General features: G+C 71.9%; 16 protein-coding genes. 7 read left to right on the forward strand and 9 right to left on the reverse strand.

Going from position 1 to position 14381, the window contains the following annotated elements; all coding sequences use genetic code 11:
• Window positions 1-2 precede the first annotated feature (2 nt).
• From trxA to HUO13_RS24370, 6 genes are all read right to left on the reverse strand, one after another.
• Window positions 3-452: a thioredoxin gene (trxA, locus tag HUO13_RS24345; RefSeq protein ID WP_211897385.1), complete on the reverse strand. Its 450-nt coding sequence runs from the start codon at window positions 450-452 to the stop codon at window positions 3-5.
• A 126-nt stretch (window positions 453-578) separates the two neighbouring features.
• Window positions 579-968, reverse strand: coding sequence for a hypothetical protein (locus tag HUO13_RS24350; RefSeq protein WP_211897386.1), 390 nt, complete (start codon window positions 966-968; stop codon window positions 579-581).
• On the reverse strand, window positions 929-1948 hold the full coding sequence (locus HUO13_RS24355; protein WP_211897387.1) for an FUSC family protein: 1020 nt from the start codon (window positions 1946-1948) through the stop codon (window positions 929-931). The genes HUO13_RS24350 and HUO13_RS24355 overlap by 40 nt, the downstream gene beginning before the upstream one ends.
• Window positions 1949-2139: 191 nt before the next feature.
• Complete coding sequence (locus HUO13_RS24360) at window positions 2140-2700, reverse strand: STAS domain-containing protein (protein WP_211897388.1); 561 nt, start codon at window positions 2698-2700, stop codon at window positions 2140-2142.
• 229 nt (window positions 2701-2929) lie between these two features.
• Window positions 2930-3178, reverse strand: coding sequence for a DUF2630 family protein (locus tag HUO13_RS24365; protein WP_211897389.1), 249 nt, complete (start codon window positions 3176-3178; stop codon window positions 2930-2932).
• 106 nt (window positions 3179-3284) lie between these two features.
• Window positions 3285-4439: an ROK family transcriptional regulator gene (locus tag HUO13_RS24370; protein WP_211897390.1), complete on the reverse strand. Its 1155-nt coding sequence runs from the start codon at window positions 4437-4439 to the stop codon at window positions 3285-3287.
• A gap of 91 nt (window positions 4440-4530) precedes the next feature.
• On the opposite strand from HUO13_RS24370, the gene HUO13_RS24375 reads away from it, so the two are divergent.
• Window positions 4531-5820 carry a DUF1479 domain-containing protein gene (locus HUO13_RS24375; protein WP_211897391.1) on the forward strand — a complete coding sequence of 430 codons (1290 nt, stop codon included), beginning with the start codon at window positions 4531-4533 and terminating at the stop codon, window positions 5818-5820.
• Between the two features lie 152 nt (window positions 5821-5972).
• On the opposite strand, the gene HUO13_RS24380 is transcribed toward HUO13_RS24375, so the two are convergent.
• Together HUO13_RS24380 and HUO13_RS37705 are read right to left on the reverse strand one after the other, a co-directional pair.
• Entirely contained in the window at window positions 5973-7010 is a 1038-nt protein-coding gene (locus HUO13_RS24380; protein ID WP_249124003.1) for a cytochrome P450, read from the reverse strand.
• A 40-nt stretch (window positions 7011-7050) separates the two neighbouring features.
• The gene (locus HUO13_RS37705) at window positions 7051-7212 is read right to left on the reverse strand and encodes a hypothetical protein (protein ID WP_249124004.1); all 162 of its coding nucleotides are present in this window, start codon (window positions 7210-7212) and stop codon (window positions 7051-7053) included.
• 560 nt (window positions 7213-7772) lie between these two features.
• Here HUO13_RS37705 and HUO13_RS24385 point away from each other — a divergent pair.
• The 4 genes from HUO13_RS24385 to HUO13_RS24400 all read left to right on the forward strand — a co-directional run bounded on the left by HUO13_RS24385 (window position 7773) and on the right by HUO13_RS24400 (window position 10880).
• Window positions 7773-8741, forward strand: a complete 969-nt coding sequence (locus HUO13_RS24385; protein WP_211897392.1) for an iron-siderophore ABC transporter substrate-binding protein — start codon at window positions 7773-7775, stop codon at window positions 8739-8741.
• 113 nt (window positions 8742-8854) lie between these two features.
• On the forward strand, window positions 8855-9154 hold the full coding sequence (locus HUO13_RS24390) for a hypothetical protein (protein WP_211897393.1): 300 nt from the start codon (window positions 8855-8857) through the stop codon (window positions 9152-9154).
• 229 nt (window positions 9155-9383) lie between these two features.
• The gene (locus HUO13_RS24395) at window positions 9384-10304 is read left to right on the forward strand and encodes an NPP1 family protein (RefSeq protein ID WP_211897394.1); all 921 of its coding nucleotides are present in this window, start codon (window positions 9384-9386) and stop codon (window positions 10302-10304) included.
• A 141-nt stretch (window positions 10305-10445) separates the two neighbouring features.
• The gene (locus HUO13_RS24400) at window positions 10446-10880 is read left to right on the forward strand and encodes a nitroreductase family deazaflavin-dependent oxidoreductase (RefSeq protein WP_211897395.1); all 435 of its coding nucleotides are present in this window, start codon (window positions 10446-10448) and stop codon (window positions 10878-10880) included.
• A gap of 250 nt (window positions 10881-11130) precedes the next feature.
• Here HUO13_RS24400 and HUO13_RS24405 read toward each other — a convergent pair whose 3' ends face one another.
• A complete protein-coding gene (locus HUO13_RS24405; protein ID WP_211897396.1) occupies window positions 11131-12102 on the reverse strand; it encodes a hypothetical protein in 972 nt (323 codons plus the stop codon).
• A gap of 105 nt (window positions 12103-12207) precedes the next feature.
• Here HUO13_RS24405 and HUO13_RS24410 point away from each other — a divergent pair, with 105 nt between their 5' ends.
• Window positions 12208-12810 (forward strand): TetR/AcrR family transcriptional regulator, encoded by a 603-nt coding sequence (locus tag HUO13_RS24410; protein WP_211897397.1) that lies wholly within the window; start codon window positions 12208-12210, stop codon window positions 12808-12810.
• A gap of 127 nt (window positions 12811-12937) precedes the next feature.
• Complete coding sequence (argG, locus tag HUO13_RS24415; RefSeq protein ID WP_211897398.1) at window positions 12938-14356, forward strand: argininosuccinate synthase; 1419 nt, start codon at window positions 12938-12940, stop codon at window positions 14354-14356.
• Window positions 14357-14381 lie beyond the last annotated feature (25 nt).

A 14381-nucleotide genomic window follows, 5' to 3' on the forward strand; every position in this document is an offset into this window, starting at 1 on the left:
GGTCATGGCGGCGATCCGGACGATGCCGCGCCGATCCCCTGTTCGATCCACTCACGCAGCACGGGCTCCGGGACCGCACCGGCGTGGCGGGAGACGACCCGGCCCCGGTCGAGCAGCAGGAGCGTCGGGACCGCCTGGACCTCGAACCGCCGCGAGATCCGCGGGGCGGAGTCGATGTCGACCTTGACCAGCTTCATCCGGCCGGCGAACCTCTCGGCCAGCTTCTCCAGCACGGGACCGACCATCCGGCACGGGCCGCACCAGCGCGCCCACAGGTCCACCACGACCAGCAGCGAGGACCGCTCGGCGACCTCGGTGAAGTCGTCGTCGCCCGCGTCGGCGATCCACGGCAGCGGGTGGTGGCAGTCGCCGCACGCCGGGCGACCTTCGCCTGCGGCGGGAACCCTGTTCGCGCGCCCGCAGTGCGGGCAGCGCACCTGCCTCGGTTCCATGGTCGGACTCCTGTCCCGGCTCTCCGCGGTCGTCGCACCCGAGTCTGGTGACCGCGGTGGGAGCGCACCAACCCCGGCCGGGTCCAAAACGCGCCGGCCGGTTCGGCCCGGCGGCACCATCCGCACTCAGCTCCGCGGGCGGAGCCGCCTGCGCGCGGCTCGCACCGCGCGGCGCAGCGGCCGCCACGAGGGCCGCCGCACGTGCAGGTGGGCACCCGGCGTGGGCGACAAGGCCGACTTGTGCGCGCCGCCCGCGGGGTCGATCTCGGTGAGGATCCGGGAGAGGTCGGCGAGCACGCCGCCCACCACCAGCCAACTGCTCGTGCTCGGGCCCTCGTCCTCGCGGCGCTGGGCGGCGAGGTGCTGGCTGACCGCGGCGAGCTGGGCCCGGGCGTGCTCGATGTCGCGGACCAGCCGCGTGCGGGGCGGGCGTCCACCGGGGTGCTCGGGCACGTCGGGGTTGTCGGCGACCAGCGTCAGCGACCAGGTCTCGACCGCCCGGCCGACGCTGACCACCAGTTCCCCGACCTGCCTTGGACCGAGCGGTCCCACTCCGCGCCCGCGCGGCCCTCGCCCACGTCGACCAGCGCCCGGGCGATGGCGCTGGTCTGGTCGACGATGTGGTCGACGGCGTTGACGCCGGACCGGGTCCGCTCCAGCAGCGCCGCGGGTTCGGGCCTGGGCGCGGGGCTGAGGAAGACGCTGTGCCGCGGGCTGTAGCGCAGGCTCTCCGACGCGTGCTCCAGCTGGGACCGGATCTCGGTGATCTCGTGGTCGAAGTCCCGCGCGGTCCAGAGCAGCTGCCTGGTCCGGGCCGAGGCGAACGCGGCGTCCTCGTCGCCGAGCCGCTGCCCGATGTCGGTCAGCAGCTCGGCCAGCCTGCGTGCCAGGTCTCCGAGCGCGTCTCGCGCGACCCGCACGTGCACCGGCGGGACGATGAGCACGTTGACCAGCACGCCCACCAGCGCGCCCAGGAGGGTCTCGTAGATCCGTTCCCAGGCGTAGCCGGTCTGGGTGCCGCCGACGGTGACCACGAGCAGCGCGCTGACGGCGACCTGGTTGCTCTGCCCGGCGAGCCGCGAAGCCCGGCCCACCAGCAGCGCCAGCAGCAGGACGACGGTCAGGCTCACCGCGTTGAAGCCCAGCCACCGCCCCAGCACCAGCGCCAGCAGCACGCCGAGCACCACGCCGGCGACCCTGCGCAGGCCCGACTGCATGGTCTGGTAGACGGTGGCCTGCACGACGAGCACCGCGGCCAGCGAAGCCAGCACCGGGCTCGGAGCGCCGGTCAGCCAGGCGCCGACCACCCACGCGAGGCCCGCCGCGCCCGCGGTCTTGAAGATCAGCAGGAGGTCGCCTCCGGACGCCTGGTCGAAACCGGCGGCCCTGCGGCCCATGGTCCGCCACCGCGCGGCGTTGGACCGCAACCGGCTCCGCGCGGCACCGCCGTCCCGGTCGTACGCACCGGGGTCGTCGGACGTCGGGCGCGTGGACACCGGCGCACTCCCCTCCGCGGCGACCGGCCGCGGGCCGCCCCCGCGTCGAGGCGGCGCACCGGGCTCTGCCGCACCACGAGGGTAGGTCGGGGACAGCGCCGCCACCGGTGCCTGCGGATCGGCGCGACCGCGCTGCCGCCGCGGAGCGACCCCCGGCGCGCTGGAGCACTTCGGGAATCGCGGAGCCGGGACTACCCCGTCCCACTCGTCTCCGCCCGGGGCTGCACCCTCACGTCGAAGATCGAGCGGTGCCGCCCCGCCGTGCGGGGCTCGGGGACTTCCAGCAGACCCTGCGGGCAGCGCAGCGCGGCCCACGTCACGGCTTGCGGCCCAGCCCGCTCGAGGGTGGCGCGGTAGAGCGCGAACACCTCCGACAGCGGCCCGTCCTCCATCGCGTGCAGCACGTTCGGCGCCAGGCCGGTGAGCTCGAAGACGCCGTTGCGGGCCAGCACCCGCGCCTCGACCCGGCGCATCAGGTCGAGCAGCTCGTCGTCGACGAGGCTGACCCGGGCCAGGTCCACCACCAGGTGGTGCACTCCGGCGCGCTGCAGGCCATCGAGGTGCGCGGCCAGCTGGCGCGTCGCGCGGGCGTCGACGGGTCCGCTCACGGTCACCACCGTGTAGTGGGCCCCGTGCTGCACCGAGGTCACCGTCATCTCGTCCGCCTCGTCGGTCAGCGCCGCCACGACCGCCCGGCCGACCACGTCCTCGAGCTCGGCGAGCGCCGCCCGGCGCCACAGGTCGGCGCGCACGTCGGCCGACCGGAACAGCAGTTTCCCCGCGGCAGCAAATTCCGTGCCGGAACTGACACAGGTGGACGAGAGGACGTACGACTGCGCGAGCTTTCACCGCGCGGCACGAGGCCGGATGCGGCCGGGACCGCCGACACTCCGTGCCACCTCGGCAGCCCGACAACCTACGTCCACTAAGGACAGAGGGATGTCAGCGGTTGCCTACCCCGCCTCGCCCTCTGAGCGACGGTCACTGCTGGTGGCTCTCGACTTCTGCGACCGGCGCGGGCGACGCGACGTCGGGATCGCCACCGGCCTCGAGCCGTGCCCGACGGCGCCGCAGCAGGTCCCAGCACTGGTCCAGGCGCGCCTCGATGTCGGCGAGCCGTCGCTGCTCGTCCTCCGAGGCGATCCGGCCCCGCTGCACCTCCGCGCGCAGCCGGTGCTCCTCGTCGACCAGGGAGCGCACCGTGCCGAGGATGTTCTGGTCGTCGGTCACTTCCCACGCGCCTCCCTCACGTCTGCAGGCACCGCCGAGAGCTACCCGCCCAGCGGCACCGGGAAAACGCGCGCGGCGCGAACACCGCGCGGACGCGGTGCCGCGGTCAGCTCGGCGCGCCGGTGGCCGCGAGACCGCGCGGGCCGGAGATGACGAGCTCCCGCAGGTCCTCCAGCGCCTGCGCGCGGGCGCCCGCCAGCTCCGGGGCGGCGACCTGCGCCTGCGCGACCGGCACGGCGCGCGGCGACTCGGCGAACCGCTCACCGATGGTCCGGGCGACCGCGGGCTCGCCGCCCCACGGCCCGCCCAGGACGACCAGTTGCGGGTCGGCCAGCGCGACGGCGGCCGACAGGACACCGCACACCGCGCGCGCGAGCGCGTCGAGCACGCGTTCCGCCGCCGCTCCCCCGGCATCGACGGCCTTGCGCAGCGCTTCGACGTCGATGGCGGTGGACGCCTCGTGACGCAGTCCGAGGGCCGCGAACACCTCCGTGAGCACCGCGGCCCTGCCGTCGGGCCCCTCGGTGTGGAGATGAGCTATCTCGCCGGCCAGGCCCCGGTGCCCGCGACGCACCTGACCGTCGGATACCACCGCGCATCCGAGACCTTCGCCGAGGTGCAGGTAGACGAAGTCGTCGACGCCCGCGGCGCAGCCGCCGCCGCGTTCGGCGCGGGCGGCCCAGTTGACGTCGTTGTCGACCCGCACCGCTCCGTCGACCAGCGGGGCGAGCACCGCGACCGGATCGAGCTCGCCGACCACGAACGGGACGTCCGGCAGTTCCACGAGCCGGCCGCTCGCGCGGTCGACGGGATCCGCCGCGCTCACCACCGCGCAGCGCAGCCCGCCGGGAACCTCCCGCCGCAGCTCGGCGGCGGCCTGCGCGAGCGCTTCGGCGGCCGGCTCCAGTCCCGAGGACCTGCCGAGCCGCGCCGAGGACCGGGCGACGACCTGGCCGAAGGCGTCCACCGCCTCGGCACTCACCCCGTGCGGGGTGATGCTCGTGACCAGGGCCGTCCCGCAGCTCCGGGCGAGCGAGTAGTAGAGGCCCGCCCGCCCGCGTCCGGTCGTCCGCTCCCCGGTGTCGGCGAGCACGCCCGCCTCACTCAGCCGCCGCACGCTGTCGGAGACCGTCGGCTTGGAGATGCCCGTGAGCGAGGCGATCTCGGTGCGGGTCAGGCGCCCCCGGGTCATGACCGCGCGCAACACGTGCTCGTCGGTGATCGAGCGCAGCAGCTCCAGCGACGGCTTGGCGGAGGACATGGCGGCCAGTTTAGTCAGGAGTCTTGCCCAAACGGCGCGGGAGCCACTACCGTCCCCCATTAGTTAGGAGTCCTGACCAAAGGAGGCCGGCGTGACCACCGCACCCGAGCGCACCCTGCCTGAGCTGCCCCACTGGGAAACCGAGCCCGCGGACCTGTCCGCGGCGATCCGGCGGATCAAGCCCGCCCTGCGGGCGCGCATCGAGTCGTCCGGCCGCACCGTCGAAGAGGTGTTCGTCGCCGTCGAAGAGCGCATCGCGGCACGGATCGCCGAGATCAGGGCGGACCAGGCGCGCGGTGAGGGCGTGTGGCCGGTCGTCGACTACGCCGACATCGAACGCGGCACCGTCAGCGCCGAGCAGCGCGACAAGGTCCGGCGGCGGGGCTGCCTGGTCGTGCGCGGGCACTTCGACCGCGACCAGGCGCTGGCCTGGGACGCCGAGATCGTCGACTACGTCGAGGGCAACAGGTTCTTCGAGAACTACTCCGGCCCCGGCGACGACTTCTTCGGCAGCGTCGGCTCCAAGCCGGAGATCTACCCGGTCTACTGGTCCAGCGCGCAGATGCAGGCACGCCAGAGTGACCGGATGGCGCGCGTGCAGTCGTTCCTGAACTCCTTCTGGAAGCACGAGTCGCAGGGCGTGCGGTGGTTCGAGCCCGACCGCGACGCGATGTACCCGGACCGCATCCGGCGCCGCCCGCCGGGATCGGACTCGGGCGGCCTGGGCACCCACTGCGACCCGGGCACCCTAGACCTGTGGATGACGCGGTCCTACCAGCGGGCGTTCCGGCACCTCTTCGACGGCACCGTGGAGCGGTACGACCCGTGGGACGCCGCCCACCGCACCGCCGCGACGCAGTACCCCGGCTCGACGATGTGCTCGGCGTTCCGGACCTTCCAGGGCTGGACGGCGCTGTCGGACATGGCCCACGACCAGGGCGTCCTGCACACCGTTCCCATCCCCGAGGCCATGGCCTACCTGATGCTCCGGCCGCTGCTGCCGGACGTACCGGACGACGACATGTGCGGCGTCACCACCAACCAGGTCTTCCCCGCGGGCCACGAGTGGCACCCGATGCTGGTGGAGGCCCTCACCGGCATCCCCGACATCGCGGCGGGCGACTCGGTGTGGTGGCACTGCGACATGATCCACAGCGTCGCTCCGGTCACCGACCAGGAGGGCTGGGGAAACGTCATGTACATCCCCGCAGCGCCGTGGTGCCCGCGCAACGAGGCGTACGCGGCCAACGTGCGCGAGGCGTTGCGAACCGGCTCCAGCCCCGGCGACTTCCCCGAGGAGCACTACGAGCGGGAGTGGCAGGGCCGCTTCACCCCCGACCAGCTCAACGAGACGGGCAGGCGCGGGCTGGGCCTGAGCTGACCGGCGGCTCGCCCCCCGCTGATCAACATGTCAACACTGTTGCCGGCGAGGCAGATCAGGCGGTCGAGGTGAACAGGATCTGGGAAGCCCGCGGCGATGCCGAGGCTTCCCGGATTCCGCTTCGTCAGCGTGGAATCACGCGCCGCAGGTGCTCACCAGGTCACGAGCAGCTGTCCCTGGACCGCGGCGGCGACGCGGGTCGAATCCTCCCGGACGGCCTCCACGAGGTCGAGCGTGGGAACCTTCTCGACCAGCGCCGTGAGCACGCTCTGCAACTGCACGCGGGCCAGCGACGCGCCGAGGCAGTAGTGCGGGCCGAAGCCGAAGGCGATGTGCTTGCCCGCGTCGCGCCCCAGGCGCATCTCCTCCGGCGCGTCGAACACCGCGGGATCGCGGTTGGCCGCGGGCAGGCAGGGCAGGACCGCCTCACCCGCGCGCACCGTGCCTCCGGCGATCTCGACGTCCTCGGTCGCGACCCGCGAGTGGCCGGACTCGATGATGGTCGGCATCACCCGCAGCATCTCCTCGACCGCGTCGGGCACGCCACCGGGGTCGGCGACCAGGCCGTACCACCGGTCTCGTTCGGTCAGCAGGGTGACGACCATGTCGGGGGTCACGCTCATGATGGATGCGTAGCCCGCCACGAGGATGTCCACCCAGAGCTCGATCAACTCCTCCTCGGAGAGCCGGTCGCCGTCGGCGTCGCGAGCGCTGATGAGAGCGCCGAGCACGTCGTCGCCGGGACCTTCCGGACGGGCGCGGCGTTCGGCGATCAGCTCGGCCAGGTAGTCCGCCAGGCTCTTGAACGTGGCCTCGCGCTCGTCGGCCGGGACGGTGTAGTCGGAGAGGATGGCGCCGGAGTGGAAGACGTGGCGGTCCTCCCGCGGCACGCCGAGCAGCTCGCAGATCACGTTGACCGGCAACGGCATCGACACCGCCGCGACCAGGTCGGCGGGCTTGTCCCCCGCCAGCATCTCGTCGACGAGCTCGTCGGCGACCCCGCGGATGCGCGGGCGCATGGACTCGGCGCGGCGGTGGGTGAACGCCCCAGCCACCAGGCGCCGGAGCCGCCCGTGCTCGGGCGGGTCGGTGGTGACCAGCGTTCCCGGCCGCTCGACCTGCTGGGGCGTCGGACGGGGGACGTCGCGCTCGAGCACCTCGGCACGGGAGAAGCGCGGGTCGGCCAGCACCGTCTTGACGTCCTCGTAGCGGGTGACCAGCCAGCCCTGCTCACCGTATGGGCATGCGGATGCGGGTCAGCGGCTCGTCGTCGCGCACCCGGGCGTAGTCGGGGTCCAAGTCCAGGGCTCCGGGGTCGCCGAAGGGGTACGTGCGGGCGTGCGGGCAGGCGGCTTCCTGGCTGTCGGCGTCTCGTTGGATGGACTCGGTCATGCGGCGTCCTCTCGACGGTGGCGAACCATGCGCCGTCGTTGGCAGCGAATCACACGGATAACGGGTTGATCAACAAGCGCCAGAATATTCACAACGCGCCGACTCGTGCCATTGATTCGCAAGCGAAAGTGGACAGTCGGCGAGAGTGCCGCGCCGAATACCGCTGAACACCTTTTCCCGCACCCAACCGGACGACTCGCTCTGCTACCCGCGGAACCACCCCGGAATAAGCCAAGCGGCCGCAACAGCGGACAACCCTTGCCGCGTCACACAAACCTGCTTCTGGCCGAGCCGCATCGGTCCCAATTCGACGATCCCAGCCTCACCGCCGGCGACACTTTCCGCTGAAAAGCGGAAACACCCGGGGCTTCCGTTTATGGCCATTGCTCCGGCGGATGCAGAATCGCCCAACTCGAAGTCCGCCATTTCCCAACGCTCGCCCTCAGTGGCGCACCCGCCGAGAGCCCGGCCGACCGGACGCACCCGGCATCGCAAGATCAGATTAGCTTAGGTTAACCTAATCGACCATTGGTTCCACTCCACCCCGGGAGCTTGGGTTGATGTTGCGACAGGGCCGCTTCGCCGCCGCGGTGCTCGGCCTGCTGATGATGGTCACCTCCTGCGCGAGCGGCGGCGGTCACGCCCCGGCAAGCACGCCCGGGCCCTCGGTGGACACCACGTTCGGCCGGGTCACCGTTCCCGCTCGGCCGCAGCGAGTGGTCGCTCTCGGCTGGTCCGACGCCGAGACCGCGCTCGCGCTCGGCGTGCAGCCGGTGGGCGCGAGCGACTGGCAGGGCTCCGGCGGCAACGGCGTGGGCCCGTGGGCCGCCGGCCTCTACACCCAGCCCCCGACCAAGCTGGGCACCACCGAGCCCGACTACGAGGCGATCGCGGCCCTGCGGCCCGACCTCATCCTCAACACCCGTTCCTCGGGAGACCCCGCGCAGAACGAGATCCTCTCCAAGATCGCCCCGACAGTGGGACCGCCGCCCGGCACCGTCGCCTACGGGACCGGCTGGCGGGAGCAGATGCGGCTGGTCTCCCAGGCTCTCGGCAAGCCCGAGCTCGGCGAGCAGCGCATCGCCGAGCTCGACGGCCGGCTGCGGGACGCGACCCGGACCCACCCCGAGCCGGCCGGCAAGACCGTGGCCGTGGCGGCCTACTACGGCAACAAGTGGGGCGCGTACCTGCCCGGTGACCCCCGCGTCGAGTTCATGACCGACCTCGGCATGAAGAACAAGCCCGAGATCAACGCGCTCGCCAACGGCACCTTCTACGCCGACATCGCCCACGAGCGGTTGAGCACGATCAGCGCGGACCTCACGGTCGTCTTCCCCATCGGGGTCGACGCCCGGCAGCTGCGCGACGACCCGGTGCTGAACCAGATCCCGTCCGCGCGGGCCGGACACCTGCTGGTCCTCGACGACCACGACCTGACGATGGCGTTCTCGTCCGGCTCCACGCTGGGCATCGGCTACGCCGTCGAGCACGCGGCTCCGCGGTTCGCCGCCGCGCTGCGCGGTTCCTGAGCACGGGCACCGGAAACGGGTGCGCACCCGGCGAACCGATGTTTCACCGCAGCGATCGGCGGGGTAGGACGTCGGGCGGCCCTCACGACGACCACCGCGAGGAGGGACGCGACATGGAGCGGCAGGACCAGCCGCTGGACCTCGGCGAGACCGAGCTGCCCGCGGGAGAGGAGCGGCAGGCGCGTCGTGAACACGACGCCGACGCGCCGCGCACGTTCGACGAGCGCAACGACATCCCCGAGCGCGCCGCGCACCGCGCGCGGTTGCTGCCGGAGGAGGAGGCCGCGGGCAGCGCGGATCCGGAGGCGCAGGCCAGGGAGGTACTGCGCGACTCGGATCTGCGCACCGAGCTCCCCGAGTCCGCACCGGACACTTTCATCGAACGCCGAAGCAGCGACGAAACGGCAACCTGACCGACACCACCAGTTCGGACAACGACACAATTCCGTTCAGATTCAGGCGCGGCGGCCCATCGCGAACGCGGGCCGCCGTCGTGCTGATGGACGCACCGAACCACCGTTCCGCTGAACCGCACTGGGCCGGAAGACGCATTTCTCGCGGTGGTGAGCCCCGCTAGGATCGCGATCGGCGTCGAAGTCGATCAAGACAATCGTTGCGACTGGCCTAGTGGGGACAGCCATAATGCGAAAACCGCCCGCCCGCGCCGGGTTCACCGGGGACCGACCGCACTCGTCGTTCTCCCTACGACGAATCCCTTTCCACTCATCCCTCCGTTCATTCCCAGATTTCCCGCGGATTCCCGCCGCGTCCGGAGCCGGACGCGGAAGCGTTCGCCTGCCGAAGAAGCTGTGGTTCGGCACCCGCGCGGTCGTCGGGGCCGCGCTGCTGTTCGTCGGCCTGCCTCCCGCGAGCGCCCTGGCGGAACCGCCCACCGCGATTCCCTCCAGCGTCGCCGAGCCCGACGGCAAGTGGCAGCCGGCGTTCGACTACGACGGGGACGGCTGCTACCCCACTCCCGCCATCGGCGCAGACGGGACGGTCGCCGAGGGCCTGGAGCTCTCCGGTGCCGTCAACGGCAACTGCCACGACAAGTCCGACCTGGACAACACCAACTCCTACGCCCGCTCGAAGTGCGACGACCAGAGCGGCTGGTGCGCCTACATGTACGCGCTGTACTTCGAAAAGGACCAGGCCGTGGACGGCAGCGGACTGGGCGGTCATCGCCACGACCTGGAGCACGTCGTGGTGTGGGTGAACCAGGGCGAGGCGCAGTACGTGTCGGCGTCCGCGCACGGCGACTACGCCACGCACCCCCGTTCCGAGGTCGCCTGGGAAGGCAGCCATCCGAAGATCGTCTACCACAAGGACGGCCCCGGCACGCACGCGTTCCGCCTCGCGGGCAAGGACGAGCAGCCGGAGAACGACCACGGGACGTGGCAGTACCCGGCTCTGGTCAGCTGGAACAACTTCCCTTCCGGGGTCCGCGACAAGCTGGTGGCCGCCGACTTCGGCAGTGCCACCCTCGCGCTCAAGGACGGCACCTTCGAGGCGGACCTGGAGAAGGCCAAGCCGGAAGGCGTGCCCTTCGACCCCAACCGGTGACCCATCGCGGCGGGGCGCTCCGGCGACCCGCCGACGCGGTGGGGCGGCTCGCCGGAGGCGGTGAGCCGCGGGACGGTTCCGCGATGTGGTCGCGAGCCGCGCCGGTGGCACGTCGCGCCGACCGGAGGCAGGATGTCGACCATGCCTCTTACTGGAGAGTACGTCCCGAGCGCTTCGGGTTGGGTGCGCGACCAGGTCGAGAAGATCGAGAACTCCGGCGGCACCGAGGGCACCACCATCAAGGGCCGCCCGGTCGTCGTCGTGACCTCGGTCGGCGCCAAGTCCGGCAAGCTGCGCAAGAATCCCGTCATCCGGGTCGAGCACGACGGCGCTTACGCCCTGATCGCCTCCAACGGTGGCGCCGACCAGCACCCGGTCTGGTACTACAACCTGAAGGCCGACCCGAACGTCGAGTTGCAGGACGGCACCGACAAGCAGGACATGGTGGTCCGCGAGGTCACCGGCGACGAGAAAGCGCAGTGGTGGTCGCGGGCGACCGACGTCTGGCCCGACTACGACGACTACCAGAAGAAGACGGACCGGGTCATCCCGTTGTTCGTCGCCGAACCGGCCTGACCGGAAGGCCCGCGGCACACCCGTGCCGCGCGTACGGCGGCACGACGGGCCGGCGCGCCGGGAACCGGTGGTGGACCCGCGTTCCCGGCGCGCCCGTCATCCGCGAGCCGAGTGCCTGCCGGAAAGCGGCGCCGCGCGCTCGTCCTCCCCTGAACACCCGCCGACCGCCGCGCCGCCCACAGCAGCAGCCGACGCGTGCGCCGGCTACGAATTCCCTTGTGCGGCAAGGAGTTCGCGGAGATCGCCACGCTCACCTCTCCCCCGCGCTCGCCGGGACGCCGCCTCGGCCGGGCGCCACTCCCGCTTCGGCGCCGGAAGTTCTGCTCACCAGCACCACGACGGCGACGGCCAGGAGGAGGAGCACGGCGCTCTGCCCGTACTTCGCCACGGCTGCCACGCCGTCCGGGAGTGGGGACAGGAAGCCGACGAGCGTGCCGCCGACCACCGCGCTCCCACCCAGCAGACCGACCTCCCTGGGCGACCAGCGCCGGTTCACCGCCAGCCACCACGTGCCGCCGGCTGCGCCGACCCCCAGCGCAACGCAGCCGGCGACCCCGAGCCACGTGGGCGGGAGGAGGTCGAATCCCTTCGCCGGCACTCCGCCCGCGACGATCCAGAGCGCGGGCACCGCACGGCCGCCGGCGCGCGCCGCGACCGGCAGCCCGAGCCGGGAGAACGCCGCGCCGCAGAGCAGCGCGACGACCACCAGCACCCCGGCCGCCTGCGGCAGGCTCAGCTCGTAGCCGTACATCCGCTGCCCGTCGAGGTGCACCGGCACCGCCGCGAGCGCGAACAGCAGTGCCGTCACGCCGATGCCCGCCTTGCCGAGCAGCGGCCGGCCGCGGTGCGCCGGGGCGAGCGCGGACAGCAACGCCAGCGGTGCGCCGACGCTCATCACGACGTGGCCCGCGGTCCAGCTGATCGTCGTGTAGGCGCTGATGCCGAGCGGCTCCAGCAGGGTCGGCTCGCGCAGCTCCGCCCAGTACGCGACGTCGGCGCGCTGCTCCCCGAACAACGCGAGGTCGACCAGTCCCGGCATCGCGAGCCCGAACGCCGCCGCGAGCAGCAGCACGCCCGGCCAGCCGCGGCCGGTGCGCAGGCCGAGCTCCCTGATCAGCAGCGCCGCGCCGCCGTAGAGCGGACCGAGCACGAGCAGGCCGGCGAGCAACTCCGGCGCGTCTCCGGTGGACGTCAGGTACGCCTGCAGGTACTCGGCGGTCACGGGGGGCGCCGAAGTAGACCGCCAGTACCGGCCAGATCCGGCGTCGGAGTGCAAGCATGGGACCCAAGTTAGCAGAGTGTCCACTCCAATAACTACACTCGAGGTGTGCCACGCCCCGTCGACCCCGAACGCCACCGCGCCCGGCGCCTGCAGATCATCGACGCCGGACTGACCGCCTTCTCCAGGCACGGCTACGCCGGAGCGACGACCGCGGTCATCTGCCGCACCGCGGGAGTCGGCTCTGGCACGCTCTTCCACTACTTCCCCACCAAGGACTCCCTGCTGGTGGCGATCCTCGAGCTGGGCACGACCGAGACGCGCGAGTTCTTCGCCGCGCAGGAGGGCCGCGACGACTCCCGCGAGGTCCTGCTCGACTACGTCCGGCACGCGGTCGCCGACCTGCGGGACGAGCGGGCGGCCGGGTTCATCGCGGCGGTCGGCGGAGTGGTCTCCAACGAGCTGGTCGCGACAGCGCTGCGAGCCGACGAGGAAGCGATCCGCGAGGGCCTGACCACCTGGACCGAGCGCGCCCAGAGCGGCGGGCAGATCCGCACCGACCTGTCAGCCCGGCAGGTCGCCGACTGGATCGCGCTGCTCCTCGACGGCTTCGCCGACCGCATCACCGCCCAGGGGGAGTTCGACGCCGACCGCGAGACCCCGCTGCTGCTGGAGCTGACCGAACTCCTGCTCGACGGCCGCGGAAGCTGACCCTGCCCCGAACACACGAGCGCAAGAACTCGAATGGACGTTCGAGTCACCCAGTCTCCCCGGGCGGCGGACACGCGGACCGCACCCGGATTTCATAGTCATGCAGTCCATCGCATACTATTGAGCCATGTCCAAGGTATTGACGAGTCTGCCGGTGGGCCAGCGGGTCGGAATCGCCTTCTCCGGGGGCCTCGACACCTCCGTCGCGGTGGCCTGGATGCGCGAGAACGGCGCGGTGCCGTGCACCTACACCGCCGACATCGGGCAGTACGACGAGAGCGACATCGCCTCCATCCCGGGCCGGGCCGAGGCCTACGGCGCCGAGATCTCGCGGCTGGTGGACTGCCGCGAGGCGCTGGTCGAGGAGGGCCTGGCCGCGCTGAGCTGCGGCGCGTTCCACATCCGGTCGGGTGGCCGGACCTACTTCAACACCACCCCTCTCGGCCGGGCGGTCACCGCCACCCTGCTGGTGCGGGCAATGCTCGCCGACGACGTCCTGATCTGGGGCGACGGCTCCACGTTCAAGGGCAACGACATCGAGCGCTTCTACCGCTACGGGCTGCTGGCCAACCCGCGGCTGCGCATCTACAAGCCGTGGCTGGACACCGCCTTCGTGGGCGAGCTGGGCGGCCGCAAGGAGATGTCGGAGTGGCTGCAGGAACGCGACCTGCCCTACCGCGACAGCGCCGAGAAGGCCTACTCCACCGACGCCAACATCTGGGGCGCCACCCACGAGGCCAAGCAGCTCGAGCACCTCGACACCGGGATCGAGATCGTGGACCCGATCATGGGCGTGCCGTTCTGGGACGACTCGGTCGAGATCGCGACCGAGGACGTCACGCTGTCGTTCGTGCAGGGCCGTCCGGTCGCGATCAACGGCAAGGAGTTCGACTCCCCCGTCGACCTCGTGCACGAGGCCAACGCCGTCGGCGGCAGGCACGGGCTGGGCATGAGCGACCAGATCGAGAACCGGATCATCGAGGCCAAGAGCCGGGGCATCTACGAGGCGCCGGGCATGGCCCTGCTGTTCATCGCCTACGAACGGCTGGTGAACGCGATCCACAACGAGGACACCGTCGCCAGCTACCACAACGAGGGCCGCAGGCTGGGCAGGCTGATGTACGAGGGCCGCTGGTTCGACCCGCAGTCGCTGATGCTGCGCGAGTCGCTGCAGCGGTGGGTCGGCTCGGCGGTGACCGGTGAGGTGACGCTGCGCCTGCGTCGCGGCGAGGACTACTCGATCCTGGACACCACCGGTCCAGCGTTCTCCTACCACCCGGACAAGCTGTCGATGGAGCGCACCGAGGACGCCGCCTTCGGCCCGGTCGACCGGATCGGCCAGCTGACCATGCGCAACCTGGACATCGCCGACTCCCGGGCCAAGCTGGAGAACTACGCCCAGCTCGGTCTCGTCGGGCAGGCCCAGGCCGACCTGGTCGGGTCGCTGCAGTCCGGCGGCGCGGAGGCGATCGCGTCGGTGGGCACGCACGAGGAGTCCGACGCCGGGGCTCTCGACCGCGCCGCGATGGAGTCCGGCACGGACTGAGCGAGCACGGCCCGGTGCGGCCACC

This window comes from Saccharopolyspora erythraea, assembly GCF_018141105.1.
In the GTDB taxonomy this organism is placed as follows: Bacteria; Actinomycetota; Actinomycetes; order Mycobacteriales; family Pseudonocardiaceae; genus Saccharopolyspora_D; species Saccharopolyspora_D erythraea_A.